A 26942-nucleotide genomic window follows, 5' to 3' on the forward strand; every position below is an offset into this window, starting at 1 on the left:
AGTGTTCACACAGATTGATTAGGTTAAAAAAGTAAAAGAGACATAATGTTGGGTCTGTAGCTCAGTTGGTTAGAGCGCACCCCTGATAAGGGTGAGGTCGGTGGTTCAAATCCACTCAGACCCACCAATACTTTTCCAGTAAGTATTGGTGATAACATTATATTTTGGGGCTATAGCTCAGCTGGGAGAGCGCCTGCCTTGCACGCAGGAGGTCTGCGGTTCGATCCCGCATAGCTCCACCATTTTTAAGTATTCTCTTTGAGAGTCTTTAAAAATGGTTTCGAAACCTTTTATTAGGTTGAAAACAATTGCTCTTTAACAATTTGGAAAGCTGACTGATTTAAATAACTTACGAGTTATTCAAATCAAAATTTAAAAGTTCTTAATATCTTTTGTTTATCTTAGATAAACAAATTAAAAACACATTCAAGTGTTCTTGTATTTTGAATCCGGCGAAAAACCAGAACTCGCAATGACGAGTTCAACCTTGGTTGTTTATGCCATACGAAACCTCTTGGGGTTGTATGGTTAAGTGACTAAGCGTACACGGTGGATGCCTTGGCAGTCAGAGGCGATGAAAGACGTATTAACTTGCGATAAGCCCAGATTAGGTAGTAAAAACCTTTTGAGTCTGGGATTTCTGAATGGGGAAACCCACTAGCATAAGCTAGTATCGCTGCGTGAATACATAGCGCAGCGAGGCAAACCGGGAGAACTGAAACATCTAAGTACCCCGAGGAAGAGAAATCAACCGAGATCCCGAAAGTAGCGGCGAGCGAAATTGGGTTAGCCCTTAAGCTTTTAATGAGACAGGTGAAGCCTCTGGAAAGTGGCGCGATACAAGGTGATAGCCCTGTAACCGACATCTCATCATCAGTGAAAACGAGTAAGGCGGGACACGTGATATCCTGTCTGAATATGGGGGGACCATCCTCCAAGGCTAAATACTACTGACTGACCGATAGTGAACCAGTACCGTGAGGGAAAGGCGAAAAGAACCCCTGTGAGGGGAGTGAAATAGAACCTGAAACCGTGTACGTACAAGCAGTAGGAGCATACTTGTTATGTGACTGCGTACCTTTTGTATAATGGGTCAGCGACTTATATTCAGTGGCAAGGTTAACCGTTTAGGGGAGCCGTAGGGAAACCGAGTCTTAACTGGGCGTTCAGTCTCTGGATATAGACCCGAAACCAAGTGATCTAGCCATGGGCAGGTTGAAGATTGAGTAACATCAATTGGAGGACCGAACCGACTAATGTTGAAAAATTAGCGGATGACTTGTGGCTAGGGGTGAAAGGCCAATCAAACTTGGAGATAGCTGGTTCTCCCCGAAATCTATTTAGGTAGAGCCTCGGACGAATACTACTGGGGGTAGAGCACTGTTAAGGCTAGGGGGTCATCCCGACTTACCAACCCTTTGCAAACTCCGAATACCAGTAAGTACTATCCGGGAGACACACGGCGGGTGCTAACGTCCGTCGTGGAGAGGGAAACAACCCAGACCGCCAGCTAAGGTCCCAAAGTTATAGCTAAGTGGGAAACGATGTGGGAAGGCTCAGACAGCCAGGATGTTGGCTTAGAAGCAGCCATCATTTAAAGAAAGCGTAATAGCTCACTGGTCGAGTCGGCCTGCGCGGAAGATGTAACGGGGCTAAGCTATACACCGAAGCTGCGGCAGTGCAATTTATTGTGCTGGGTAGGGGAGCGTTCTGTAAGCCGTCGAAGGTGTGCTGTAAGGCATGCTGGAGGTATCAGAAGTGCGAATGCTGACATGAGTAACGATAAAGGGGGTGAAAAACCCCCTCGCCGGAAGACCAAGGGTTCCTGTCCAACGTTAATCGGGGCAGGGTAAGTCGACCCCTAAGGCGAGGCTGAAAAGCGTAGTCGATGGGAAACGGGTTAATATTCCCGTACTTCTTATAATTGCGATGGGGGGACGGAGAAGGCTAGGTGGGCTTGGCGACGGTCGTCCAAGTTCAAGTGCGTAGGCTAAGAGTTTAGGTAAATCCGGACTCTTGTTAGGCTGAGACACGATGTCGAGCATCTACGGATGTGAAGCCATTGATGCCATGCTTCCAGGAAAAGCCTCTAAGCTTCAGATTATAAGAAATCGTACCCCAAACCGACACAGGTGGTCGAGTAGAGAATACTAAGGCGCTTGAGAGAACTCGGGTGAAGGAACTAGGCAAAATGGTACCGTAACTTCGGGAGAAGGTACGCTCCTAGCGGTGATGAGACTTGCTCTCTAAGCTGCCGGGAGTCGCAGATACCAGGTGGCTGCAACTGTTTATTAAAAACATAGCACTGTGCTAAATCGTAAGATGACGTATACGGTGTGACGCCTGCCCGGTGCTTGAAGGTTAATTGATGGGGTTAGACTTCGGTCGAAGCTCTTGATCGAAGCCCAAGTAAACGGCGGCCGTAACTATAACGGTCCTAAGGTAGCGAAATTCCTTGTCGGGTAAGTTCCGACCTGCACGAATGGCGTAATGATGGCCACGCTGTCTCCACCCGAGACTCAGTGAAATTGAAATCGCTGTGAAGATGCAGTGTACCCGCGGCTAGACGGAAAGACCCCGTGAACCTTTACTACAGCTTGGCACTGAACATTGACCCTACATGTGTAGGATAGGTGGGAGCCTTTGAAACCAGTACGCTAGTATTGGTGGAGGCAATCTTGAAATACCACCCTTGTATGCTTGATGTTCTAACGTTGGCCCCTTATCGGGGTTGCGGACAGTGCCTGGTGGGTAGTTTGACTGGGGCGGTCTCCTCCCAAAGAGTAACGGAGGAGCACGAAGGTGGGCTAAACACGGTTGGACATCGTGTGGTTAGTGCAATGGCATAAGCCCGCTTGACTGCGAGAATGACAATTCGAGCAGGTACGAAAGTAGGTCATAGTGATCCGGTGGTTCTGAATGGAAGGGCCATCGCTCAACGGATAAAAGGTACTCCGGGGATAACAGGCTGATACCGCCCAAGAGTTCATATCGACGGCGGTGTTTGGCACCTCGATGTCGGCTCATCACATCCTGGGGCTGAAGTCGGTCCCAAGGGTATGGCTGTTCGCCATTTAAAGTGGTACGCGAGCTGGGTTTAGAACGTCGTGAGACAGTTCGGTCCCTATCTGCCGTGGGCGTTGGATGATTGAAAGGGGCTGCTCCTAGTACGAGAGGACCGGAGTGGACGAACCTCTGGTGTTCGGGTTGTTACGCCAGTAGCATTGCCCGGTAGCTAAGTTCGGGATCGATAAACGCTGAAAGCATCTAAGCGTGAAGCGAGCCTTGAGATGAGTCATCCCTGATACTATACGTATCCTAAAGGGTTGTTGGAGACTACGACGTAGATAGGCAGGGTGTGTAAGTGCTGCGAGGCATTGAGCTAACCTGTACTAATTGCCCGTGAGGCTTAACCATACAACACCCAAGGGGTTTTGAACGGATTTAAAGTTGCAAGAAACAGATTGAATGTGATTAAGAACAACTCTTTATATAGAGAAACGGCTTTCCAGATTATTATTTATCTCTTAGTGAGGTAGATAGAAAGAATTTGCTTGGCGACCATAGCGTTATGGACCCACCTGATCCCATGCCGAACTCAGAAGTGAAACGTAATAGCGCCGATGGTAGTGTGGGGTTTCCCCATGTGAGAGTAGGACATCGCCAGGCTTGAATTTGAATAAGTGCCCGTTCAATAGAACGGGCTTTTATTTCGCTCCCAGATTGTCACTGTGAGCCAAGTCAACATAACGTTTTTAAGTCTTTCATAAATAAATGAAAAAGTTGAAAATATTATCTTGACTTTCAAATCAGAAAGCGTATTATACGCAGCCTGAAGCGACGAAGCGGTAACGCTAAGTGGTTGAAAGACAAGCTCTTTAACAATTTAACCAAATCAATCTGTGTGGGCACTTGTGAGTTGATAATCACTAGTTTGCTTTTACTTTTCGAAGTGAATTCAAACAAAAATAATCAATGAACTGAGTGACTACACAAAATTACTTTTATGTAAGAAATCAGTATTAATCATTGAGCCGGTTTTGTTTCTGCTGAAACAAACCAAAAAACTTTAATTGAAGAGTTTGATCATGGCTCAGATTGAACGCTGGCGGCAGGCCTAACACATGCAAGTCGAGCGGTAACAGAAATTAGCTTGCTAATTTGCTGACGAGCGGCGGACGGGTGAGTAATGCCTGGGAATATGCCTTAGTGTGGGGGATAACTATTGGAAACGATAGCTAATACCGCATAATGTCTTCGGACCAAAGAGGGGGATCTTCGGACCTCTCGCGCTAAGATTAGCCCAGGTGAGATTAGCTTGTTGGTGAGGTAAGAGCTCACCAAGGCGACGATCTCTAGCTGGTCTGAGAGGATGATCAGCCACACTGGAACTGAGACACGGTCCAGACTCCTACGGGAGGCAGCAGTGGGGAATATTGCACAATGGGCGAAAGCCTGATGCAGCCATGCCGCGTGTATGAAGAAGGCCTTCGGGTTGTAAAGTACTTTCAGTCGTGAGGAAGGGTGTGTAGTTAATAGCTGCATATCTTGACGTTAGCGACAGAAGAAGCACCGGCTAACTCCGTGCCAGCAGCCGCGGTAATACGGAGGGTGCGAGCGTTAATCGGAATTACTGGGCGTAAAGCGCATGCAGGTGGTTTGTTAAGTCAGATGTGAAAGCCCGGGGCTCAACCTCGGAACCGCATTTGAAACTGGCAAACTAGAGTGCTGTAGAGGGGGGTAGAATTTCAGGTGTAGCGGTGAAATGCGTAGAGATCTGAAGGAATACCAGTGGCGAAGGCGGCCCCCTGGACAGACACTGACACTCAGATGCGAAAGCGTGGGGAGCAAACAGGATTAGATACCCTGGTAGTCCACGCCGTAAACGATGTCTACTTGGAGGTTGTGGCCTTGAGCCGTGGCTTTCGGAGCTAACGCGTTAAGTAGACCGCCTGGGGAGTACGGTCGCAAGATTAAAACTCAAATGAATTGACGGGGGCCCGCACAAGCGGTGGAGCATGTGGTTTAATTCGATGCAACGCGAAGAACCTTACCTACTCTTGACATCCAGAGAATTCGCTAGAGATAGCTTAGTGCCTTCGGGAACTCTGAGACAGGTGCTGCATGGCTGTCGTCAGCTCGTGTTGTGAAATGTTGGGTTAAGTCCCGCAACGAGCGCAACCCTTATCCTTGTTTGCCAGCACGTAATGGTGGGAACTCCAGGGAGACTGCCGGTGATAAACCGGAGGAAGGTGGGGACGACGTCAAGTCATCATGGCCCTTACGAGTAGGGCTACACACGTGCTACAATGGCGCATACAGAGGGCTGCAAGCTAGCGATAGTGAGCGAATCCCAAAAAGTGCGTCGTAGTCCGGATCGGAGTCTGCAACTCGACTCCGTGAAGTCGGAATCGCTAGTAATCGTGAATCAGAATGTCACGGTGAATACGTTCCCGGGCCTTGTACACACCGCCCGTCACACCATGGGAGTGGGCTGCAAAAGAAGTGGGTAGTTTAACCTTCGGGAGGACGCTCACCACTTTGTGGTTCATGACTGGGGTGAAGTCGTAACAAGGTAGCCCTAGGGGAACCTGGGGCTGGATCACCTCCTTAAACGATAGATTACGATTTATGAGTGTTCACACAGATTGATTAGGTTAAAAAAGTAAAAGAGACATAATGTTGGGTCTGTAGCTCAGTTGGTTAGAGCGCACCCCTGATAAGGGTGAGGTCGGTGGTTCAAATCCACTCAGACCCACCAATACTTTTCCAGTAAGTATTGGTGATAACATTATATTTTGGGGCTATAGCTCAGCTGGGAGAGCGCCTGCCTTGCACGCAGGAGGTCTGCGGTTCGATCCCGCATAGCTCCACCATTTTTAAGTATTCTCTTTGAGAGTCTTTAAAAATGGTTTCGAAACCTTTTATTAGGTTGAAAAACAATTGCTCTTTAACAATTTGGAAAGCTGACTGATTTAAATAACTTACGAGTTATTCAAATCAAAATTTAAAAGTTCTTAATATCTTTTGTTTATCTTTTAGATGAACAAATTAAAAACACATTCAAGTGTTCTTGTATTTTGAATCCGGCGAAAAACCAGAACTCGCAATGACGAGTTCAACCTTGGTTGTTTATGCCATACGAAACCTCTTGGGGTTGTATGGTTAAGTGACTAAGCGTACACGGTGGATGCCTTGGCAGTCAGAGGCGATGAAAGACGTATTAACTTGCGATAAGCCCAGATTAGGTAGTAAAAACCTTTTGAGTCTGGGATTTCTGAATGGGGAAACCCACTAGCATAAGCTAGTATCGCTGCGTGAATACATAGCGCAGCGAGGCAAACCGGGAGAACTGAAACATCTAAGTACCCCGAGGAAGAGAAATCAACCGAGATCCCGAAAGTAGCGGCGAGCGAAATTGGGTTAGCCCTTAAGCTTTTAATGAGACAGGTGAAGCCTCTGGAAAGTGGCGCGATACAAGGTGATAGCCCTGTAACCGACATCTCATAATCAGTGAAAACGAGTAAGGCGGGACACGTGATATCCTGTCTGAATATGGGGGGACCATCCTCCAAGGCTAAATACTACTGACTGACCGATAGTGAACCAGTACCGTGAGGGAAAGGCGAAAAGAACCCCTGTGAGGGGAGTGAAATAGAACCTGAAACCGTGTACGTACAAGCAGTAGGAGCATACTTGTTATGTGACTGCGTACCTTTTGTATAATGGGTCAGCGACTTATATTCAGTGGCAAGGTTAACCGTTTAGGGGAGCCGTAGGGAAACCGAGTCTTAACTGGGCGTTCAGTCTCTGGATATAGACCCGAAACCAAGTGATCTAGCCATGGGCAGGTTGAAGATTGAGTAACATCAATTGGAGGACCGAACCGACTAATGTTGAAAAATTAGCGGATGACTTGTGGCTAGGGGTGAAAGGCCAATCAAACTTGGAGATAGCTGGTTCTCCCCGAAATCTATTTAGGTAGAGCCTCGGACGAATACTACTGGGGGTAGAGCACTGTTAAGGCTAGGGGGTCATCCCGACTTACCAACCCTTTGCAAACTCCGAATACCAGTAAGTACTATCCGGGAGACACACGGCGGGTGCTAACGTCCGTCGTGGAGAGGGAAACAACCCAGACCGCCAGCTAAGGTCCCAAAGTTATAGCTAAGTGGGAAACGATGTGGGAAGGCTCAGACAGCCAGGATGTTGGCTTAGAAGCAGCCATCATTTAAAGAAAGCGTAATAGCTCACTGGTCGAGTCGGCCTGCGCGGAAGATGTAACGGGGCTAAGCTATACACCGAAGCTGCGGCAGTGCAATTTATTGTGCTGGGTAGGGGAGCGTTCTGTAAGCCGTCGAAGGTGTGCTGTAAGGCATGCTGGAGGTATCAGAAGTGCGAATGCTGACATGAGTAACGATAAAGGGGGTGAAAAACCCCCTCGCCGGAAGACCAAGGGTTCCTGTCCAACGTTAATCGGGGCAGGGTAAGTCGACCCCTAAGGCGAGGCTGAAAAGCGTAGTCGATGGGAAACGGGTTAATATTCCCGTACTTCTTATAATTGCGATGGGGGGACGGAGAAGGCTAGGTGGGCTTGGCGACGGTCGTCCAAGTTCAAGTGCGTAGGCTAAGAGTTTAGGTAAATCCGGACTCTTGTTAGGCTGAGACACGATGTCGAGCATCTACGGATGTGAAGCCATTGATGCCATGCTTCCAGGAAAAGCCTCTAAGCTTCAGATTATAAGAAATCGTACCCCAAACCGACACAGGTGGTCGAGTAGAGAATACTAAGGCGCTTGAGAGAACTCGGGTGAAGGAACTAGGCAAAATGGTACCGTAACTTCGGGAGAAGGTACGCTCCTAGCGGTGATGAGACTTGCTCTCTAAGCTGCCGGGAGTCGCAGATACCAGGTGGCTGCAACTGTTTATTAAAAACATAGCACTGTGCTAAATCGTAAGATGACGTATACGGTGTGACGCCTGCCCGGTGCTTGAAGGTTAATTGATGGGGTTAGACTTCGGTCGAAGCTCTTGATCGAAGCCCAAGTAAACGGCGGCCGTAACTATAACGGTCCTAAGGTAGCGAAATTCCTTGTCGGGTAAGTTCCGACCTGCACGAATGGCGTAATGATGGCCACGCTGTCTCCACCCGAGACTCAGTGAAATTGAAATCGCTGTGAAGATGCAGTGTACCCGCGGCTAGACGGAAAGACCCCGTGAACCTTTACTACAGCTTGGCACTGAACATTGACCCTACATGTGTAGGATAGGTGGGAGCCTTTGAAACCAGTACGCTAGTATTGGTGGAGGCAATCTTGAAATACCACCCTTGTATGCTTGATGTTCTAACGTTGGCCCCTTATCGGGGTTGCGGACAGTGCCTGGTGGGTAGTTTGACTGGGGCGGTCTCCTCCCAAAGAGTAACGGAGGAGCACGAAGGTGGGCTAAACACGGTTGGACATCGTGTGGTTAGTGCAATGGCATAAGCCCGCTTGACTGCGAGAATGACAATTCGAGCAGGTACGAAAGTAGGTCATAGTGATCCGGTGGTTCTGAATGGAAGGGCCATCGCTCAACGGATAAAAGGTACTCCGGGGATAACAGGCTGATACCGCCCAAGAGTTCATATCGACGGCGGTGTTTGGCACCTCGATGTCGGCTCATCACATCCTGGGGCTGAAGTCGGTCCCAAGGGTATGGCTGTTCGCCATTTAAAGTGGTACGCGAGCTGGGTTTAGAACGTCGTGAGACAGTTCGGTCCCTATCTGCCGTGGGCGTTGGATGATTGAAAGGGGCTGCTCCTAGTACGAGAGGACCGGAGTGGACGAACCTCTGGTGTTCGGGTTGTTACGCCAGTAGCATTGCCCGGTAGCTAAGTTCGGGATCGATAAACGCTGAAAGCATCTAAGCGTGAAGCGAGCCTTGAGATGAGTCATCCCTGATACTATACGTATCCTAAAGGGTTGTTGGAGACTACGACGTAGATAGGCAGGGTGTGTAAGTGCTGCGAGGCATTGAGCTAACCTGTACTAATTGCCCGTGAGGCTTAACCATACAACACCCAAGGGGTTTTGAACGGATTTAAAGTTGCAAGAAACAGATTGAATGTGATTAAGAACAACTCTTTATATAGAGAAACGGCTTTCCAGATTATTATTTATCTCTTAGTGAGGTAGATAGAAAGAATTTGCTTGGCGACCATAGCGTTATGGACCCACCTGATCCCATGCCGAACTCAGAAGTGAAACGTAATAGCGCCGATGGTAGTGTGGGGTTTCCCCATGTGAGAGTAGGACATCGCCAGGCTTGAATTTGAATAAGTGCCCGTTCAATAGAACGGGCTTTTATTTCGCTCCCAGATTGTCACTGTGAGCCAAGTCAACATAACGTTTTTAAGTCTTTCATAAATAAATGAAAAAGTTGAAAATATTATCTTGACTTTCAAATCAGAAAGCGTATTATACGCAGCCTGAAGCGACGAAGCGGTAACGCTAAGTGGTTGAAAGACAAGCTCTTTAACAATTTAACCAAATCAATCTGTGTGGGCACTTGTGAGTTGATAATCACTAGTTTGCTTTTACTTTTCGAAGTGAATTCAAACAAAAATAATCAATGAACTGAGTGACTACACAAAATTACTTTTATGTAAGAAATCAGTATTAATCATTGAGCCGGTTTTGTTTCTGCTGAAACAAACCAAAAAACTTTAATTGAAGAGTTTGATCATGGCTCAGATTGAACGCTGGCGGCAGGCCTAACACATGCAAGTCGAGCGGTAACAGAAATTAGCTTGCTAATTTGCTGACGAGCGGCGGACGGGTGAGTAATGCCTGGGAATATGCCTTAGTGTGGGGGATAACTATTGGAAACGATAGCTAATACCGCATAATGTCTTCGGACCAAAGAGGGGGATCTTCGGACCTCTCGCGCTAAGATTAGCCCAGGTGAGATTAGCTTGTTGGTGAGGTAAGAGCTCACCAAGGCGACGATCTCTAGCTGGTCTGAGAGGATGATCAGCCACACTGGAACTGAGACACGGTCCAGACTCCTACGGGAGGCAGCAGTGGGGAATATTGCACAATGGGCGAAAGCCTGATGCAGCCATGCCGCGTGTATGAAGAAGGCCTTCGGGTTGTAAAGTACTTTCAGTCGTGAGGAAGGGTGTGTAGTTAATAGCTGCATATCTTGACGTTAGCGACAGAAGAAGCACCGGCTAACTCCGTGCCAGCAGCCGCGGTAATACGGAGGGTGCGAGCGTTAATCGGAATTACTGGGCGTAAAGCGCATGCAGGTGGTTTGTTAAGTCAGATGTGAAAGCCCGGGGCTCAACCTCGGAACCGCATTTGAAACTGGCAAACTAGAGTGCTGTAGAGGGGGGTAGAATTTCAGGTGTAGCGGTGAAATGCGTAGAGATCTGAAGGAATACCAGTGGCGAAGGCGGCCCCCTGGACAGACACTGACACTCAGATGCGAAAGCGTGGGGAGCAAACAGGATTAGATACCCTGGTAGTCCACGCCGTAAACGATGTCTACTTGGAGGTTGTGGCCTTGAGCCGTGGCTTTCGGAGCTAACGCGTTAAGTAGACCGCCTGGGGAGTACGGTCGCAAGATTAAAACTCAAATGAATTGACGGGGGCCCGCACAAGCGGTGGAGCATGTGGTTTAATTCGATGCAACGCGAAGAACCTTACCTACTCTTGACATCCAGAGAATTCGCTAGAGATAGCTTAGTGCCTTCGGGAACTCTGAGACAGGTGCTGCATGGCTGTCGTCAGCTCGTGTTGTGAAATGTTGGGTTAAGTCCCGCAACGAGCGCAACCCTTATCCTTGTTTGCCAGCACGTAATGGTGGGAACTCCAGGGAGACTGCCGGTGATAAACCGGAGGAAGGTGGGGACGACGTCAAGTCATCATGGCCCTTACGAGTAGGGCTACACACGTGCTACAATGGCGCATACAGAGGGCTGCAAGCTAGCGATAGTGAGCGAATCCCAAAAAGTGCGTCGTAGTCCGGATCGGAGTCTGCAACTCGACTCCGTGAAGTCGGAATCGCTAGTAATCGTGAATCAGAATGTCACGGTGAATACGTTCCCGGGCCTTGTACACACCGCCCGTCACACCATGGGAGTGGGCTGCAAAAGAAGTGGGTAGTTTAACCTTCGGGAGGACGCTCACCACTTTGTGGTTCATGACTGGGGTGAAGTCGTAACAAGGTAGCCCTAGGGGAACCTGGGGCTGGATCACCTCCTTAAACGATAGATTACGATTTATGAGTGTTCACACAGATTGATTAGGTTAAAAAAGTAAAAAGCAATGGAAGGTGCCCAACACCTTCAAAATATCCAGTGTCCCGTTCGTCTAGAGGCCTAGGACACCGCCCTTTCACGGCGGTAACAGGGGTTCGACTCCCCTACGGGATACCATTGGGTCGTTAGCTCAGTTGGTAGAGCAGTTGACTTTTAATCAATTGGTCGCAGGTTCGAATCCTGCACGACCCACCATTTCCTCCCAAGGAAATAAAATTATGGGGCTATAGCTCAGCTGGGAGAGCGCCTGCCTTGCACGCAGGAGGTCTGCGGTTCGATCCCGCATAGCTCCACCATTCTTTCTCACGAAGGAATTAAAACTTTCGTGGGCGATTAGCTCAGTTGGGAGAGCACCTCCCTTACAAGGAGGGGGTCACTGGTTCGAGCCCGGTATCGCCCACCATATTTAAGCGTTCTTGAGGTAAATAAACCTTTGAGAGTCTTTAAAAATGGTTTCGAAAGAAACATTGCTCTTTAACAATTTGGAAAGCTGACTGATTTAAATAACTTACGAGTTATTCAAATCAAAATTTAAAAGTTCTTAATATCTTTTGTTTATCTTAGATAAACAAATTAAAAACACATTCAAGTGTTCTTGTATTTTGAATCCGGCGAAAAACCAGAACTCGCAATGACGAGTTCAACCTTGGTTGTTTATGCCATACGAAACCTCTTGGGGTTGTATGGTTAAGTGACTAAGCGTACACGGTGGATGCCTTGGCAGTCAGAGGCGATGAAAGACGTATTAACTTGCGATAAGCCCAGATTAGGTAGTAAAAACCTTTTGAGTCTGGGATTTCTGAATGGGGAAACCCACTAGCATAAGCTAGTATCGCTGCGTGAATACATAGCGCAGCGAGGCAAACCGGGAGAACTGAAACATCTAAGTACCCCGAGGAAGAGAAATCAACCGAGATCCCGAAAGTAGCGGCGAGCGAAATTGGGTTAGCCCTTAAGCTTTTAATGAGACAGGTGAAGCCTCTGGAAAGTGGCGCGATACAAGGTGATAGCCCTGTAACCGACATCTCATCATCAGTGAAAACGAGTAAGGCGGGACACGTGATATCCTGTCTGAATATGGGGGGACCATCCTCCAAGGCTAAATACTACTGACTGACCGATAGTGAACCAGTACCGTGAGGGAAAGGCGAAAAGAACCCCTGTGAGGGGAGTGAAATAGAACCTGAAACCGTGTACGTACAAGCAGTAGGAGCATACTTGTTATGTGACTGCGTACCTTTTGTATAATGGGTCAGCGACTTATATTCAGTGGCAAGGTTAACCGTTTAGGGGAGCCGTAGGGAAACCGAGTCTTAACTGGGCGTTCAGTCTCTGGATATAGACCCGAAACCAAGTGATCTAGCCATGGGCAGGTTGAAGATTGAGTAACATCAATTGGAGGACCGAACCGACTAATGTTGAAAAATTAGCGGATGACTTGTGGCTAGGGGTGAAAGGCCAATCAAACTTGGAGATAGCTGGTTCTCCCCGAAATCTATTTAGGTAGAGCCTCGGACGAATACTACTGGGGGTAGAGCACTGTTAAGGCTAGGGGGTCATCCCGACTTACCAACCCTTTGCAAACTCCGAATACCAGTAAGTACTATCCGGGAGACACACGGCGGGTGCTAACGTCCGTCGTGGAGAGGGAAACAACCCAGACCGCCAGCTAAGGTCCCAAAGTTATAGCTAAGTGGGAAACGATGTGGGAAGGCTCAGACAGCCAGGATGTTGGCTTAGAAGCAGCCATCATTTAAAGAAAGCGTAATAGCTCACTGGTCGAGTCGGCCTGCGCGGAAGATGTAACGGGGCTAAGCTATACACCGAAGCTGCGGCAGTGCAATTTATTGTGCTGGGTAGGGGAGCGTTCTGTAAGCCGTCGAAGGTGTGCTGTAAGGCATGCTGGAGGTATCAGAAGTGCGAATGCTGACATGAGTAACGATAAAGGGGGTGAAAAACCCCCTCGCCGGAAGACCAAGGGTTCCTGTCCAACGTTAATCGGGGCAGGGTAAGTCGACCCCTAAGGCGAGGCTGAAAAGCGTAGTCGATGGGAAACGGGTTAATATTCCCGTACTTCTTATAATTGCGATGGGGGGACGGAGAAGGCTAGGTGGGCTTGGCGACGGTCGTCCAAGTTCAAGTGCGTAGGCTAAGAGTTTAGGTAAATCCGGACTCTTGTTAGGCTGAGACACGATGTCGAGCATCTACGGATGTGAAGCCATTGATGCCATGCTTCCAGGAAAAGCCTCTAAGCTTCAGATTATAAGAAATCGTACCCCAAACCGACACAGGTGGTCGAGTAGAGAATACTAAGGCGCTTGAGAGAACTCGGGTGAAGGAACTAGGCAAAATGGTACCGTAACTTCGGGAGAAGGTACGCTCCTAGCGGTGATGAGACTTGCTCTCTAAGCTGCCGGGAGTCGCAGATACCAGGTGGCTGCAACTGTTTATTAAAAACATAGCACTGTGCTAAATCGTAAGATGACGTATACGGTGTGACGCCTGCCCGGTGCTTGAAGGTTAATTGATGGGGTTAGACTTCGGTCGAAGCTCTTGATCGAAGCCCAAGTAAACGGCGGCCGTAACTATAACGGTCCTAAGGTAGCGAAATTCCTTGTCGGGTAAGTTCCGACCTGCACGAATGGCGTAATGATGGCCACGCTGTCTCCACCCGAGACTCAGTGAAATTGAAATCGCTGTGAAGATGCAGTGTACCCGCGGCTAGACGGAAAGACCCCGTGAACCTTTACTACAGCTTGGCACTGAACATTGACCCTACATGTGTAGGATAGGTGGGAGCCTTTGAAACCAGTACGCTAGTATTGGTGGAGGCAATCTTGAAATACCACCCTTGTATGCTTGATGTTCTAACGTTGGCCCCTTATCGGGGTTGCGGACAGTGCCTGGTGGGTAGTTTGACTGGGGCGGTCTCCTCCCAAAGAGTAACGGAGGAGCACGAAGGTGGGCTAAACACGGTTGGACATCGTGTGGTTAGTGCAATGGCATAAGCCCGCTTGACTGCGAGAATGACAATTCGAGCAGGTACGAAAGTAGGTCATAGTGATCCGGTGGTTCTGAATGGAAGGGCCATCGCTCAACGGATAAAAGGTACTCCGGGGATAACAGGCTGATACCGCCCAAGAGTTCATATCGACGGCGGTGTTTGGCACCTCGATGTCGGCTCATCACATCCTGGGGCTGAAGTCGGTCCCAAGGGTATGGCTGTTCGCCATTTAAAGTGGTACGCGAGCTGGGTTTAGAACGTCGTGAGACAGTTCGGTCCCTATCTGCCGTGGGCGTTGGATGATTGAAAGGGGCTGCTCCTAGTACGAGAGGACCGGAGTGGACGAACCTCTGGTGTTCGGGTTGTTACGCCAGTAGCATTGCCCGGTAGCTAAGTTCGGGATCGATAAACGCTGAAAGCATCTAAGCGTGAAGCGAGCCTTGAGATGAGTCATCCCTGATACTATACGTATCCTAAAGGGTTGTTGGAGACTACGACGTAGATAGGCAGGGTGTGTAAGTGCTGCGAGGCATTGAGCTAACCTGTACTAATTGCCCGTGAGGCTTAACCATACAACACCCAAGGGGTTTTGAACGGATTTGAAGTGACAAGAAACAGATTGAATGTGATTAAGAACACAATAGCGGCTTTCCAGATTATTATTTATCTCTTAGTGAGGTAGATAAAAAGAATTTGCTTGGCGACCATAGCGTTATGGACCCACCTGATCCCATGCCGAACTCAGAAGTGAAACGTAATAGCGCCGATGGTAGTGTGGGGTTTCCCCATGTGAGAGTAGGACATCGCCAGGCTTGAATTTGAATAAGTGCCCGTTCAATAGAACGGGCTTTTATTTCGCTCCCAGATTGTCACTGTGAGCCAAGTCAACATAACGTTTTTAAGTCTTTCATAAATAAATGAAAAAGTTGAAAATATTATCTTGACTTTCAAATCAGAAAGCGTATTATACGCAGCCTGAAGCGACGAAGCGGTAACGCTAAGTGGTTGAAAGACAAGCTCTTTAACAATTTAACCAAATCAATCTGTGTGGGCACTTGTGAGTTGATAATCACTAGTTTGCTTTTACTTTTCGAAGTGAATTCAAACAAAAATAATCAATGAACTGAGTGACTACACAAAATTACTTTTATGTAAGAAATCAGTATTAATCATTGAGCCGGTTTTGTTTCTGCTGAAACAAACCAAAAAACTTTAATTGAAGAGTTTGATCATGGCTCAGATTGAACGCTGGCGGCAGGCCTAACACATGCAAGTCGAGCGGTAACAGAAATTAGCTTGCTAATTTGCTGACGAGCGGCGGACGGGTGAGTAATGCCTGGGAATATGCCTTAGTGTGGGGGATAACTATTGGAAACGATAGCTAATACCGCATAATGTCTTCGGACCAAAGAGGGGGATCTTCGGACCTCTCGCGCTAAGATTAGCCCAGGTGAGATTAGCTTGTTGGTGAGGTAAGAGCTCACCAAGGCGACGATCTCTAGCTGGTCTGAGAGGATGATCAGCCACACTGGAACTGAGACACGGTCCAGACTCCTACGGGAGGCAGCAGTGGGGAATATTGCACAATGGGCGAAAGCCTGATGCAGCCATGCCGCGTGTATGAAGAAGGCCTTCGGGTTGTAAAGTACTTTCAGTCGTGAGGAAGGGTGTGTAGTTAATAGCTGCATATCTTGACGTTAGCGACAGAAGAAGCACCGGCTAACTCCGTGCCAGCAGCCGCGGTAATACGGAGGGTGCGAGCGTTAATCGGAATTACTGGGCGTAAAGCGCATGCAGGTGGTTTGTTAAGTCAGATGTGAAAGCCCGGGGCTCAACCTCGGAACCGCATTTGAAACTGGCAAACTAGAGTGCTGTAGAGGGGGGTAGAATTTCAGGTGTAGCGGTGAAATGCGTAGAGATCTGAAGGAATACCAGTGGCGAAGGCGGCCCCCTGGACAGACACTGACACTCAGATGCGAAAGCGTGGGGAGCAAACAGGATTAGATACCCTGGTAGTCCACGCCGTAAACGATGTCTACTTGGAGGTTGTGGCCTTGAGCCGTGGCTTTCGGAGCTAACGCGTTAAGTAGACCGCCTGGGGAGTACGGTCGCAAGATTAAAACTCAAATGAATTGACGGGGGCCCGCACAAGCGGTGGAGCATGTGGTTTAATTCGATGCAACGCGAAGAACCTTACCTACTCTTGACATCCAGAGAATTCGCTAGAGATAGCTTAGTGCCTTCGGGAACTCTGAGACAGGTGCTGCATGGCTGTCGTCAGCTCGTGTTGTGAAATGTTGGGTTAAGTCCCGCAACGAGCGCAACCCTTATCCTTGTTTGCCAGCACGTAATGGTGGGAACTCCAGGGAGACTGCCGGTGATAAACCGGAGGAAGGTGGGGACGACGTCAAGTCATCATGGCCCTTACGAGTAGGGCTACACACGTGCTACAATGGCGCATACAGAGGGCTGCAAGCTAGCGATAGTGAGCGAATCCCAAAAAGTGCGTCGTAGTCCGGATCGGAGTCTGCAACTCGACTCCGTGAAGTCGGAATCGCTAGTAATCGTGAATCAGAATGTCACGGTGAATACGTTCCCGGGCCTTGTACACACCGCCCGTCACACCATGGGAGTGGGCTGCAAAAGAAGTGGGTAGTTTAACCTTCGGGAGGACGCTCACCACTTTGTGGTTCATGACTGGGGTGAAGTCGTAACAAGGTAGCCCTAGGGGAACCTGGGGCTGGATCACCTCCTTAAACGATAGATTACGATTTATGAGTGTTCACACAGATTGATTAGGTTAAAAAAGTAAAAGAGACATAATGTTGGGTCTGTAGCTCAGTTGGTTAGAGCGCACCCCTGATAAGGGTGAGGTCGGTGGTTCAAATCCACTCAGACCCACCAATACTTTTCCAGTAAGTATTGGTGATAACATTATATTTTGGGGCTATAGCTCAGCTGGGAGAGCGCCTGCCTTGCACGCAGGAGGTCTGCGGTTCGATCCCGCATAGCTCCACCATTTTTAAGTATTCTCTTTGAGAGTCTTTAAAAATGGTTTCGAAACCTTTTATTAGGTTGAAAAACAATTGCTCTTTAACAATTTGGAAAGCTGACTGATTTAAATAACTTACGAGTTATTCAAATCAAAATTTAAAAGTTCTTAATATCTTTTGTTTATCTTTTAGATGAACAAATTAAAAACACATTCAAGTGTTCTTGTATTTTGAATCCGGCGAAAAACCAGAACTCGCAATGACGAGTTCAACCTTGGTTGTTTATGCCATACGAAACCTCTTGGGGTTGTATGGTTAAGTGACTAAGCGTACACGGTGGATGCCTTGGCAGTCAGAGGCGATGAAAGACGTATTAACTTGCGATAAGCCCAGATTAGGTAGTAAAAACCTTTTGAGTCTGGGATTTCTGAATGGGGAAACCCACTAGCATAAGCTAGTATCGCTGCGTGAATACATAGCGCAGCGAAGCAAACCGGGAGAACTGAAACATCTAAGTACCCCGAGGAAGAGAAATCAACCGAGATCCCGAAAGTAGCGGCGAGCGAAATTGGGTTAGCCCTTAAGCTTTTAATGAGACAGGTGAAGCCTCTGGAAAGTGGCGCGATACAAGGTGATAGCCCTGTAACCGACATCTCATCATCAGTGAAAACGAGTAAGGCGGGACACGTGATATCCTGTCTGAATATGGGGGGACCATCCTCCAAGGCTAAATACTACTGACTGACCGATAGTGAACCAGTACCGTGAGGGAAAGGCGAAAAGAACCCCTGTGAGGGGAGTGAAATAGAACCTGAAACCGTGTACGTACAAGCAGTAGGAGCATACTTGTTATGTGACTGCGTACCTTTTGTATAATGGGTCAGCGACTTATATTCAGTGGCAAGGTTAACCGTTTAGGGGAGCCGTAGGGAAACCGAGTCTTAACTGGGCGTTCAGTCTCTGGATATAGACCCGAAACCAAGTGATCTAGCCATGGGCAGGTTGAAGATTGAGTAACATCAATTGGAGGACCGAACCGACTAATGTTGAAAAATTAGCGGATGACTTGTGGCTAGGGGTGAAAGGCCAATCAAACTTGGAGATAGCTGGTTCTCCCCGAAATCTATTTAGGTAGAGCCTCGGACGAATACTACTGGGGGTAGAGCACTGTTAAGGCTAGGGGGTCATCCCGACTTACCAACCCTTTGCAAACTCCGAATACCAGTAAGTACTATCCGGGAGACACACGGCGGGTGCTAACGTCCGTCGTGGAGAGGGAAACAACCCAGACCGCCAGCTAAGGTCCCAAAGTTATAGCTAAGTGGGAAACGATGTGGGAAGGCTCAGACAGCCAGGATGTTGGCTTAGAAGCAGCCATCATTTAAAGAAAGCGTAATAGCTCACTGGTCGAGTCGGCCTGCGCGGAAGATGTAACGGGGCTAAGCTATACACCGAAGCTGCGGCAATGCAATTTATTGTGTTGGGTAGGGGAGCGTTCTGTAAGCCGTCGAAGGTGTGCTGTAAGGCATGCTGGAGGTATCAGAAGTGCGAATGCTGACATGAGTAACGATAAAGGGGGTGAAAAACCCCCTCGCCGGAAGACCAAGGGTTCCTGTCCAACGTTAATCGGGGCAGGGTAAGTCGACCCCTAAGGCGAGGCTGAAAAGCGTAGTCGATGGGAAACGGGTTAATATTCCCGTACTTCTTATAATTGCGATGGGGGGACGGAGAAGGCTAGGTGGGCTTGGCGACGGTCGTCCAAGTTCAAGTGCGTAGGCTAAGAGTTTAGGTAAATCCGGACTCTTGTTAGGCTGAGACACGATGTCGAGCATCTACGGATGTGAAGCCATTGATGCCATGCTTCCAGGAAAAGCCTCTAAGCTTCAGATTATAAGAAATCGTACCCCAAACCGACACAGGTGGTCGAGTAGAGAATACTAAGGCGCTTGAGAGAACTCGGGTGAAGGAACTAGGCAAAATGGTACCGTAACTTCGGGAGAAGGTACGCTCCTAGCGGTGATGAGACTTGCTCTCTAAGCTGCCGGGAGTCGCAGATACCAGGTGGCTGCAACTGTTTATTAAAAACATAGCACTGTGCTAAATCGTAAGATGACGTATACGGTGTGACGCCTGCCCGGTGCTTGAAGGTTAATTGATGGGGTTAGACTTCGGTCGAAGCTCTTGATCGAAGCCCAAGTAAACGGCGGCCGTAACTATAACGGTCCTAAGGTAGCGAAATTCCTTGTCGGGTAAGTTCCGACCTGCACGAATGGCGTAATGATGGCCACGCTGTCTCCACCCGAGACTCAGTGAAATTGAAATCGCTGTGAAGATGCAGTGTACCCGCGGCTAGACGGAAAGACCCCGTGAACCTTTACTACAGCTTGGCACTGAACATTGACCCTACATGTGTAGGATAGGTGGGAGCCTTTGAAACCAGTACGCTAGTATTGGTGGAGGCAATCTTGAAATACCACCCTTGTATGCTTGATGTTCTAACGTTGGCCCCTTATCGGGGTTGCGGACAGTGCCTGGTGGGTAGTTTGACTGGGGCGGTCTCCTCCCAAAGAGTAACGGAGGAGCACGAAGGTGGGCTAAACACGGTTGGACATCGTGTGGTTAGTGCAATGGCATAAGCCCGCTTGACTGCGAGAATGACAATTCGAGCAGGTACGAAAGTAGGTCATAGTGATCCGGTGGTTCTGAATGGAAGGGCCATCGCTCAACGGATAAAAGGTACTCCGGGGATAACAGGCTGATACCGCCCAAGAGTTCATATCGACGGCGGTGTTTGGCACCTCGATGTCGGCTCATCACATCCTGGGGCTGAAGTCGGTCCCAAGGGTATGGCTGTTCGCCATTTAAAGTGGTACGCGAGCTGGGTTTAGAACGTCGTGAGACAGTTCGGTCCCTATCTGCCGTGGGCGTTGGATGATTGAAAGGGGCTGCTCCTAGTACGAGAGGACCGGAGTGGACGAACCTCTGGTGTTCGGGTTGTTACGCCAGTAGCATTGCCCGGTAGCTAAGTTCGGGATCGATAAACGCTGAAAGCATCTAAGCGTGAAGCGAGCCTTGAGATGAGTCATCCCTGATACTATACGTATCCTAAAGGGTTGTTGGAGACTACGACGTAGATAGGCAGGGTGTGTAAGTGCTGCGAGGCATTGAGCTAACCTGTACTAATTGCCCGTGAGGCTTAACCATACAACACCCAAGGGGTTTTGAACGGATTTGAAGTGACAAGAAACAGATTGAATGTGATTAAGAACAGAATAGCGGCTTTCCAGATTATTATTTATCTCTTAGTGAGGTAGATAAAAAGAATTTGCTTGGCGACCATAGCGTTATGGACCCACCTGATCCCATGCCGAACTCAGAAGTGAAACGTAATAGCGCCGATGGTAGTGTGGGGTTTCCCCATGTGAGAGTAGGACATCGCCAGGCTTTTAAATTAAGATACACCTGAATAGACACTGCGGAGTGGTAGTTCAGTTGGTTAGAATACCGGCCTGTCACGCCGGGGGTCGCGGGTTCGAGTCCCGTCCACTCCGCCACTACACCAAGAAAGCCCTAATCGAAAGATTAGGGCTTTTTTACATCTGAATAAAACGAATCGTTCAGGTTATAATACCAATTCCGTTAATTTTATGATCTAATATGGACTCTTAAAAGGAGTCCTTATGAAGCATGATTTCCGAGTCTGATTAATTCCACATCCAATGCTCGACTTAGAATGCGTTATTTATCCGTTTCTCATTTTGTTGACGGTAAAAGTCGCGCTCAAATAGCTAAGTACCTTAAAGTTAGCAGAGTAAGCGTCAATAAATGGGTCAAAGCATATCTCAACAATGGTCTTCAAGGACTTCAAGAGAAACCACATTCTGGTAGACCTCATCGCCTAACAGACGAGCAAAAATCACAACTCAAAGAATATGTATCGAACATACCGTAAATGAGAGTGGCGGTCGTCTTCAAGCAAGAGACATTGGGCTCTATATAGAAAGCAACTTCAATACATCATATAAAAAGTCGGGGCTCTATCAGTTATTACATGACATAGGTTTGAGTTGGATTACTACTCGTTCCAAACATCCTAAGCAGTCAGTTGAAGCTCAAGAAGCTTTTAAAAAAATTCCCAATCGAAACGATCCTTAAGATCCCTGGTCTCGTCCCCTTAAAAGATGTTCAAATATGGTTTCAAGACGAGGCTAGATTTGGTCAACGCAATACAACAACGCGCATATGGGCAGAGAAAGGGACCCGCCCTAGAGTAGTACAACAACAGCAATTTGAGTATGCATACCTTTTCGGAGCTGTATGTGTCACGACAAGAGAAACTGAAGCGATAGTGGTTCCCCTGAGCAATATGGAAGCAATGAAAGAGCAACTCAGATTAATTTCTCAAGCCACACCAGCTGGCAAGCATGCTGTTGTTATCATGGTTCAAGCGAGTTGCCACCAGAGCTATCTTGCCGATGAATTTGATAACCTCACCATAATTCATATCCCACCTTATTCTCCCGAGCTTAACCCTATAGAACAGGTATGGAGTTGGCTCCGCCAAAATGAAGTAGCAAACAGGTGCTTCGAAAACTATGACGATATCGTAGAGACATTATGTAGAGCGTGGAATCGGTTTTGTGAAGATAAAGGCAGAGTCATCTCACTCTGCTTTAGAGATTGGTTAAACTTGATAAGTTAATTAACGGAATTGGTATAAGCTTTTTTGGTGAAGAGGTACTTTATCTCTACGAGTATGTAGAGATAAAGTATGAGTTTATAAAATTTGATTTAAGATATGATCCGCTTTAAAACGCTTAATTCGTTTAATTAAACGCTTTACTTCTGACGGGTAGTTTTCTAACTTATCAATTTGCTTGTAAGATCCCACTAATTGAGTGTGCTCAAGGATAATATCTAGTTCAACTTTTTTCTCTGCAACTAAAAGCTGTTCTGGATCTTGAATTAATAAACCATTTTCAAGATCTAATTTCCAAGCTCTAGGGTTTAAATTACTACCAGTGAATAGTGTAAATTCATCATCAACCCAAACTCCTTTTAGATGAAAACTGTTGTTTTTATGTTTCCATAGACAGAGTGATAGTTGTCTGCTTGCGATTGCTGTTTCATTGACCTTAGCAAAGTGTCGTAGATTCATTTCATATAAGTAAGGAAGCCCCGCAATGGTTCTAAACTCTTCTTCTGGTGAAATATAAAAGTCATTTGCAGTTTTATCACCAACAATAATGGTAACTTTAACTCCTCGATTTAATGCTTTTTTCAACTCTTTTGCAATGGGCTTTGGAAAGTTAAAGTATGGTGTACATATGGTAATCTCAGATGTGGCAGCAGCTAACAATAGTTGAATATGGTTGTTCAGTTTATTCCCCTTTCGACCTAAACCGACTAGAGGTGTGATACCTATTTCACCTGATTTTCTCATTTGAGGTGTAAATTGATAATTAACTAAACTAAGTTGCTTTCGTAGCTCTTTTATTGCTGGTTTTAATGATTTTGTATTTGGTCTATTTTGTTGTGATAAGCAATTTACAGCAGGACTGGAAATTAGTGTCTTAGTAATAAATGAAACCATTGAGTTAGCTAAAAACTGATTATTTAGAATATGATATCGATCAAAACGATACTTTTCTTTATGGGCTAAATATACATCGTTTAGACTAGCGCCACTGTAAATTACGGTATCATCAAAAATAAAACCTTTTAAATGAAGAACACCAAACACTTCTTTATTTCTAACAGGGACACCAAGAACATTAATAGAATACTTATATTTTTCTGAAAACTCACGGTACAGTGCCGCATTTCCATCACTTTTCTCAGCCCCGATTAGTCCTCTTTGTGCTCTATGCCAATCAACAAGTACATTTATATCAAGAGTCGGTTGTTTCTGTTTTGCTTGATATAAGGCAGTAAAGATTTCACGGCCAGCATCATCATTTTCTAAGTAAAGAGCTACAATATAGATTCTTTTTTTAGCATTCTTTATTTGTTGTAATAGCTCATACCGAAAATCCTCTGCAGTATGAAGAGTTTCAATATTCTCGGGCTTTTGAGACAGCATTGGAAGCTTTAATAGCTGTTCTTTACTTTCTTGAGGCTTTGAGTTCATAACCGATCATTAAATTATCAATATAAGATCAGTAATATTAGCAAACTAAATTACTATTGCCGAGATTAATATCTAATTGTTGCTTTTTTTATATACAAGAACATCTAATTTTTTACCATCTTTTGTATAGCGATCATATTTAGAGGCAATAATATGAGGTAAGGATTTGTGGCTAATGCATATAAACCCATTTTGTTGGTAAAAGTTAGTAAGATAAGGTTCGCATAAGCAATAAGACTCTCTCAAAGATAGAAACGGTGCTATTTCGCTAAGAAAGTAGCTGCCTAAGTGCTGTTGACGTTTTTCCTGAATAATCATCATACCTGTTAAAAAGTGGCAGTCATCATAGGTTTTTATACGAATTGAGCCTATTATTCGTTTTTTTTCTTCAAGAATGACGATTTCCTCTTTTCCTTTAGGTTTTCCTGATGGGTAATTCTCTTTATAAAGCTTATGAAGGAGAGGAAGACGTAGTTTATCTAAGTATGAAAGAGTTAGATTCATTTATGGTGTTCTATGTAGTTTTTATGTATTAAGTTAGAATGTACTTAATTTAGCCTTAAAAATACAGTCGATATGAAAATTTTACCAAGTAAAAACTTGAAGAAATATAATAGTTTTGCCTTAAACGAAGAGGCAGAATTGATCTTAGAAGCAGAAAGTATCCAAGACTTGATTGATATTTGGTCAAGCCCTGAATATTCAACATTTGTTAAACTTCCTTTAGGGAGAGGCAGTAATACATTATTTTGTGGTACTTTTAGTGGCATAGTTGTTCTTAATCGTATTTTTGGTAAAAAAGTTAAAGAACTTGATAATGAGTATTTGATTACTGTTTCTAGTGGAGAAGATTGGCCTAAGTTTGTAGAGTGGTGTGTCGATAATCACTACTACGGTATTGAAAATTTAGCAATGATTCCTGGGTGCGTTGGAACTTCCCCTATTCAAAATATTGGTGCTTATGGTATAGAGTTTAAAGATGTTTGTGAATCAGTAGAATATTTAAATCTAACAACGTTAAAAGTTGAAAGTTTAAGTAGAGATGAATGTTTATTTGATTATAGGGATTCGATTTTCAAGAATGAATTGAAAGACAATGTAATTATTACCGCAGTTACATTACGTTTAAGTAAATCTTGGGCGCCATTATTATCATATGGACCATTATCAGTTTTAAATAGTTCAGAAACAACAGTAAGGGAAGTCTATGAGGCAATATGTAAAATCCGCACAGAAAAACTACCAGACCCTGCACTACTAGGGAATGCTGGGAGTTTTTTTAAAAATCCAATCATTTCAAATGAACATTATTCTGATTTAACTTTGCGCTTTCCTAACATGCCGGCATATCCATTTGGTGACCAGAAAAAAATTGCTGCAGGGTGGCTTATTGATAATGCAGGGCTTAAAGGGGTTAAAATTAATGGTGCACAAGTGCATAAAGAGCAAGCTTTAGTATTAATTAATAACGGCACAGCCATATCTTCTGATATTTTGACTTTAGCTAATCACGTGAAAACCAAAGTATTTGAAAAATATCAAATAGAATTAGAGCACGAAGTTCGATTTTACCTTGGCGCGAAAGAAACTTTTTTATCGGAGTTATTTAATGAAAGAACATGCTAAAAAGTTAGCAATACTTCGTAAGTTAAGTGATGGACTATTTCACTCAGGAGAAGAACTTGGTGAGTTATTAGATATTTCTCGTTCAGCAATTAGTAAGCATATTTCAGTAATTCAAGGTTGGGGGTTGTTGATTTACAAAGTAAAAGGAAAGGGATACGCATTATCTAATCCAATAGAGCTTCTTTCAAAAGATAAAATAACTTTTGCTCAGTTACCTATCCCAATACTTTTAGGTGTTGTTGATTCAACTAATCAATATTTATTGAATAATATGGCAACGCTTAAGTCAGGACAATCTTGTTTTGCAGAGTATCAAACAGCAGGTCGAGGGCGAAGAGGTAGGAAGTGGGTATCTCCATTTGGAAGTAATATTTATTTCTCTTTATATTGGAAATTAGATGATGGTTTACCTGCAACTATGGGGTTAAGCCTTGCCATTGGGGTTGCTGTGGTAAATGCCTTGGAAAAGCTAGGGTGTACTAATTTAAAATTAAAATGGCCAAATGATATTTACTGGAATGAAAAAAAATTAGCTGGAGTTTTGATTGAGCTTTCAGCGCAGTCTGGTGGTGCAGCACATATTGTTGTAGGTGTTGGGATAAATATAGATCTTGATGAGCGATTTAATGATGATATTGGACAACCTTGGGTTGATTTAGCATCTGCATTAGGGGGAGGGAAAATGCAAAGAAATAAGCTTGCCAATGAGTTATTAATATCTTTATTTGATGTTATGAATGAATTTGAATCAGAAGGGTTAAAACCATTTATTGAAAGATGGAAAAGCTTAGATAATTTTATGGATAGAGAAATATCCTTACAGCTAGGCTCGACTGTTACTAAAGGAATTTGTAAAGGTATTGATGAACAAGGAGCTATTTTATTAGAGAAAAATGGAATTCTAACCCCATTTATTGGAGGAGAAGTCTCTATTCAAAAAAACTAGTTACTTTCTGATTGATACTTTATTTATTGAGTGATTTTCTGTTTTTGATAAGATTAAATTAGCTCTATTTCTCGTAGGCAAAATATTCTCTTCTAGGTTTAAGCCATTAATCGTATCCCAAATGTGATTAGCTTTTACAATTGATTCTGCTGTAGATAGTTCTGTGTAGTGTGAAAAATAAGCCCCTTTTTGCTTAAAAGCACTAGTTCTTAATTTTAAAAAACGAGCAACGTACCATTCTTTGAGTTGTTTTTTAGATGCATCAACATAGATTGAAAAATCTAAGAAATCTGAGACAAAGCGATTATGCTGTTTATCTGGATAATCATAGCTATTTTGTAATACATTTAGCCCTTCAATTATTAAAATATCAGGTTTAGAGATAACTTTTTTCTCAGTCGTTATATCATAGGTTAAATGTGAATATATTGGCGCTTCTACCGCATCATGACCGCTTTTGACATCGGCAATAAAAGAAACTAATGATTGCATATCGTATGATTCAGGGAACCCTTTTCTATGCATGATCCCTTTATGATTAAGAAGTTTATTTGGATATAAAAAACCGTCTGTTGTGATTAAGTCTGTTTTTAAATCAGGGACTAATTGATTTAAAAGAGTCTGAATAATTCGGGCGGTAGTACTTTTCCCTACAGCGACGCTACCTGCAATACCAATAATAAATGGGGAATTGATGGCATCATTTAATAAAAAATGCTCTAAAACAGCATTTTTCTCTCTATGTTTTTCAATATTTAGCTGAAGTAAACGGATTAAAGGAAGATAAATTTCTTCAACTTCGATGATATTTATATTTTCATTAATTCCACGAAGGTGTGTGAGTTCTTGTTCTGTCAAGGTTAGAGGTGTTGAGTTACGCAACTCGGCCCAATGATCACGGGAAAACGTTAAATAAGAGCTCACATTACTTACCAGTC

Annotated in this window: 5 protein-coding genes, 11 tRNA genes, 11 rRNA genes and 1 pseudogene; 25 read left to right on the forward strand and 3 right to left on the reverse strand. The window is 45.4% G+C overall.

From position 1 onward, the window contains the following. Positions 1-50: 50 nt before the first annotated feature. The 23 genes and pseudogenes from ACU5DF_RS19565 to ACU5DF_RS19675 all read left to right on the forward strand — a co-directional run bounded on the left by ACU5DF_RS19565 (position 51) and on the right by ACU5DF_RS19675 (position 22004). Positions 51-127 (forward strand) — tRNA-Ile (locus ACU5DF_RS19565). 39 nt (positions 128-166) lie between these two features. Continuing rightward, positions 167-242 (forward strand) — tRNA-Ala (locus tag ACU5DF_RS19570). 284 nt (positions 243-526) lie between these two features. Further along, a 23S ribosomal RNA gene (locus ACU5DF_RS19575) occupies positions 527-3417 on the forward strand. A gap of 136 nt (positions 3418-3553) precedes the next feature. Next, positions 3554-3669, forward strand: a 5S ribosomal RNA gene (gene rrf / locus ACU5DF_RS19580). A 401-nt stretch (positions 3670-4070) separates the two neighbouring features. Then, a 16S ribosomal RNA gene (locus tag ACU5DF_RS19585) occupies positions 4071-5613 on the forward strand. A gap of 71 nt (positions 5614-5684) precedes the next feature. Continuing rightward, positions 5685-5761: transfer RNA gene (locus tag ACU5DF_RS19590), tRNA-Ile, on the forward strand. A gap of 39 nt (positions 5762-5800) precedes the next feature. Further along, positions 5801-5876, forward strand: a tRNA-Ala gene (locus ACU5DF_RS19595). A 287-nt stretch (positions 5877-6163) separates the two neighbouring features. Further along, positions 6164-9054: ribosomal RNA gene (locus ACU5DF_RS19600) — 23S ribosomal RNA — on the forward strand. 136 nt (positions 9055-9190) lie between these two features. Further along, positions 9191-9306, forward strand: a 5S ribosomal RNA gene (gene rrf / locus ACU5DF_RS19605). Between the two features lie 401 nt (positions 9307-9707). Then, a 16S ribosomal RNA gene (locus ACU5DF_RS19610) occupies positions 9708-11250 on the forward strand. Between the two features lie 96 nt (positions 11251-11346). Then, positions 11347-11422: transfer RNA gene (locus ACU5DF_RS19615), tRNA-Glu, on the forward strand. Between the two features lie 2 nt (positions 11423-11424). After that, positions 11425-11500: transfer RNA gene (locus tag ACU5DF_RS19620), tRNA-Lys, on the forward strand. 25 nt (positions 11501-11525) lie between these two features. Next, positions 11526-11601, forward strand: a tRNA-Ala gene (locus ACU5DF_RS19625). 31 nt (positions 11602-11632) lie between these two features. After that, positions 11633-11708, forward strand: a tRNA-Val gene (locus ACU5DF_RS19630). Between the two features lie 282 nt (positions 11709-11990). Beyond that, positions 11991-14881, forward strand: a 23S ribosomal RNA gene (locus ACU5DF_RS19635). A 124-nt stretch (positions 14882-15005) separates the two neighbouring features. Next, positions 15006-15121, forward strand: a 5S ribosomal RNA gene (gene rrf / locus ACU5DF_RS19640). Positions 15122-15522: 401 nt separating this feature from the next. Beyond that, a 16S ribosomal RNA gene (locus ACU5DF_RS19645) occupies positions 15523-17065 on the forward strand. A 71-nt stretch (positions 17066-17136) separates the two neighbouring features. Continuing rightward, positions 17137-17213, forward strand: a tRNA-Ile gene (locus ACU5DF_RS19650). A gap of 39 nt (positions 17214-17252) precedes the next feature. After that, positions 17253-17328 (forward strand) — tRNA-Ala (locus ACU5DF_RS19655). A gap of 287 nt (positions 17329-17615) precedes the next feature. After that, positions 17616-20506: ribosomal RNA gene (locus ACU5DF_RS19660) — 23S ribosomal RNA — on the forward strand. Between the two features lie 124 nt (positions 20507-20630). Beyond that, positions 20631-20746 (forward strand): 5S ribosomal RNA (rrf, locus tag ACU5DF_RS19665). Together the 16S, 23S and 5S rRNA genes with 11 tRNA genes alongside form the textbook arrangement of a ribosomal RNA operon. 33 nt (positions 20747-20779) lie before the next feature. After that, positions 20780-20856 (forward strand) — tRNA-Asp (locus ACU5DF_RS19670). A gap of 179 nt (positions 20857-21035) precedes the next feature. Then, a pseudogene (locus ACU5DF_RS19675) lies at positions 21036-22004 on the forward strand (IS630 family transposase). Between the two features lie 75 nt (positions 22005-22079). Here the strand turns inward: ACU5DF_RS19675 and pssA are convergent. Together pssA and ACU5DF_RS19685 are read right to left on the reverse strand one after the other, a co-directional pair. After that, positions 22080-23432: a CDP-diacylglycerol--serine O-phosphatidyltransferase gene (gene pssA, locus ACU5DF_RS19680; protein WP_045103118.1), complete on the reverse strand. Its 1353-nt coding sequence runs from the start codon at positions 23430-23432 to the stop codon at positions 22080-22082. A gap of 72 nt (positions 23433-23504) precedes the next feature. Continuing rightward, positions 23505-23936: a GNAT family N-acetyltransferase gene (locus ACU5DF_RS19685; RefSeq protein ID WP_446713924.1), complete on the reverse strand. Its 432-nt coding sequence runs from the start codon at positions 23934-23936 to the stop codon at positions 23505-23507. A 72-nt stretch (positions 23937-24008) separates the two neighbouring features. Between ACU5DF_RS19685 and murB the strand changes: the two genes are divergently transcribed. Continuing rightward, complete coding sequence (murB, locus tag ACU5DF_RS19690; RefSeq protein ID WP_045103116.1) at positions 24009-25058, forward strand: UDP-N-acetylmuramate dehydrogenase; 1050 nt, start codon at positions 24009-24011, stop codon at positions 25056-25058. Next, positions 25042-26004 carry a bifunctional biotin--[acetyl-CoA-carboxylase] ligase/biotin operon repressor BirA gene (gene birA, locus ACU5DF_RS19695; RefSeq protein ID WP_446713925.1) on the forward strand — a complete coding sequence of 321 codons (963 nt, stop codon included), beginning with the start codon at positions 25042-25044 and terminating at the stop codon, positions 26002-26004. Before murB ends, birA begins: the two co-directional genes overlap by 17 nt. Here the strand turns inward: birA and coaA are convergent, their stop codons facing one another. Then, positions 26005-26928 (reverse strand): type I pantothenate kinase, encoded by a 924-nt coding sequence (gene coaA, locus ACU5DF_RS19700; protein WP_446713926.1) that lies wholly within the window; start codon positions 26926-26928, stop codon positions 26005-26007. Between the last annotated feature and the right edge of the window lie 14 nt (positions 26929-26942).

Source organism: Aliivibrio wodanis, from assembly GCF_052920805.1.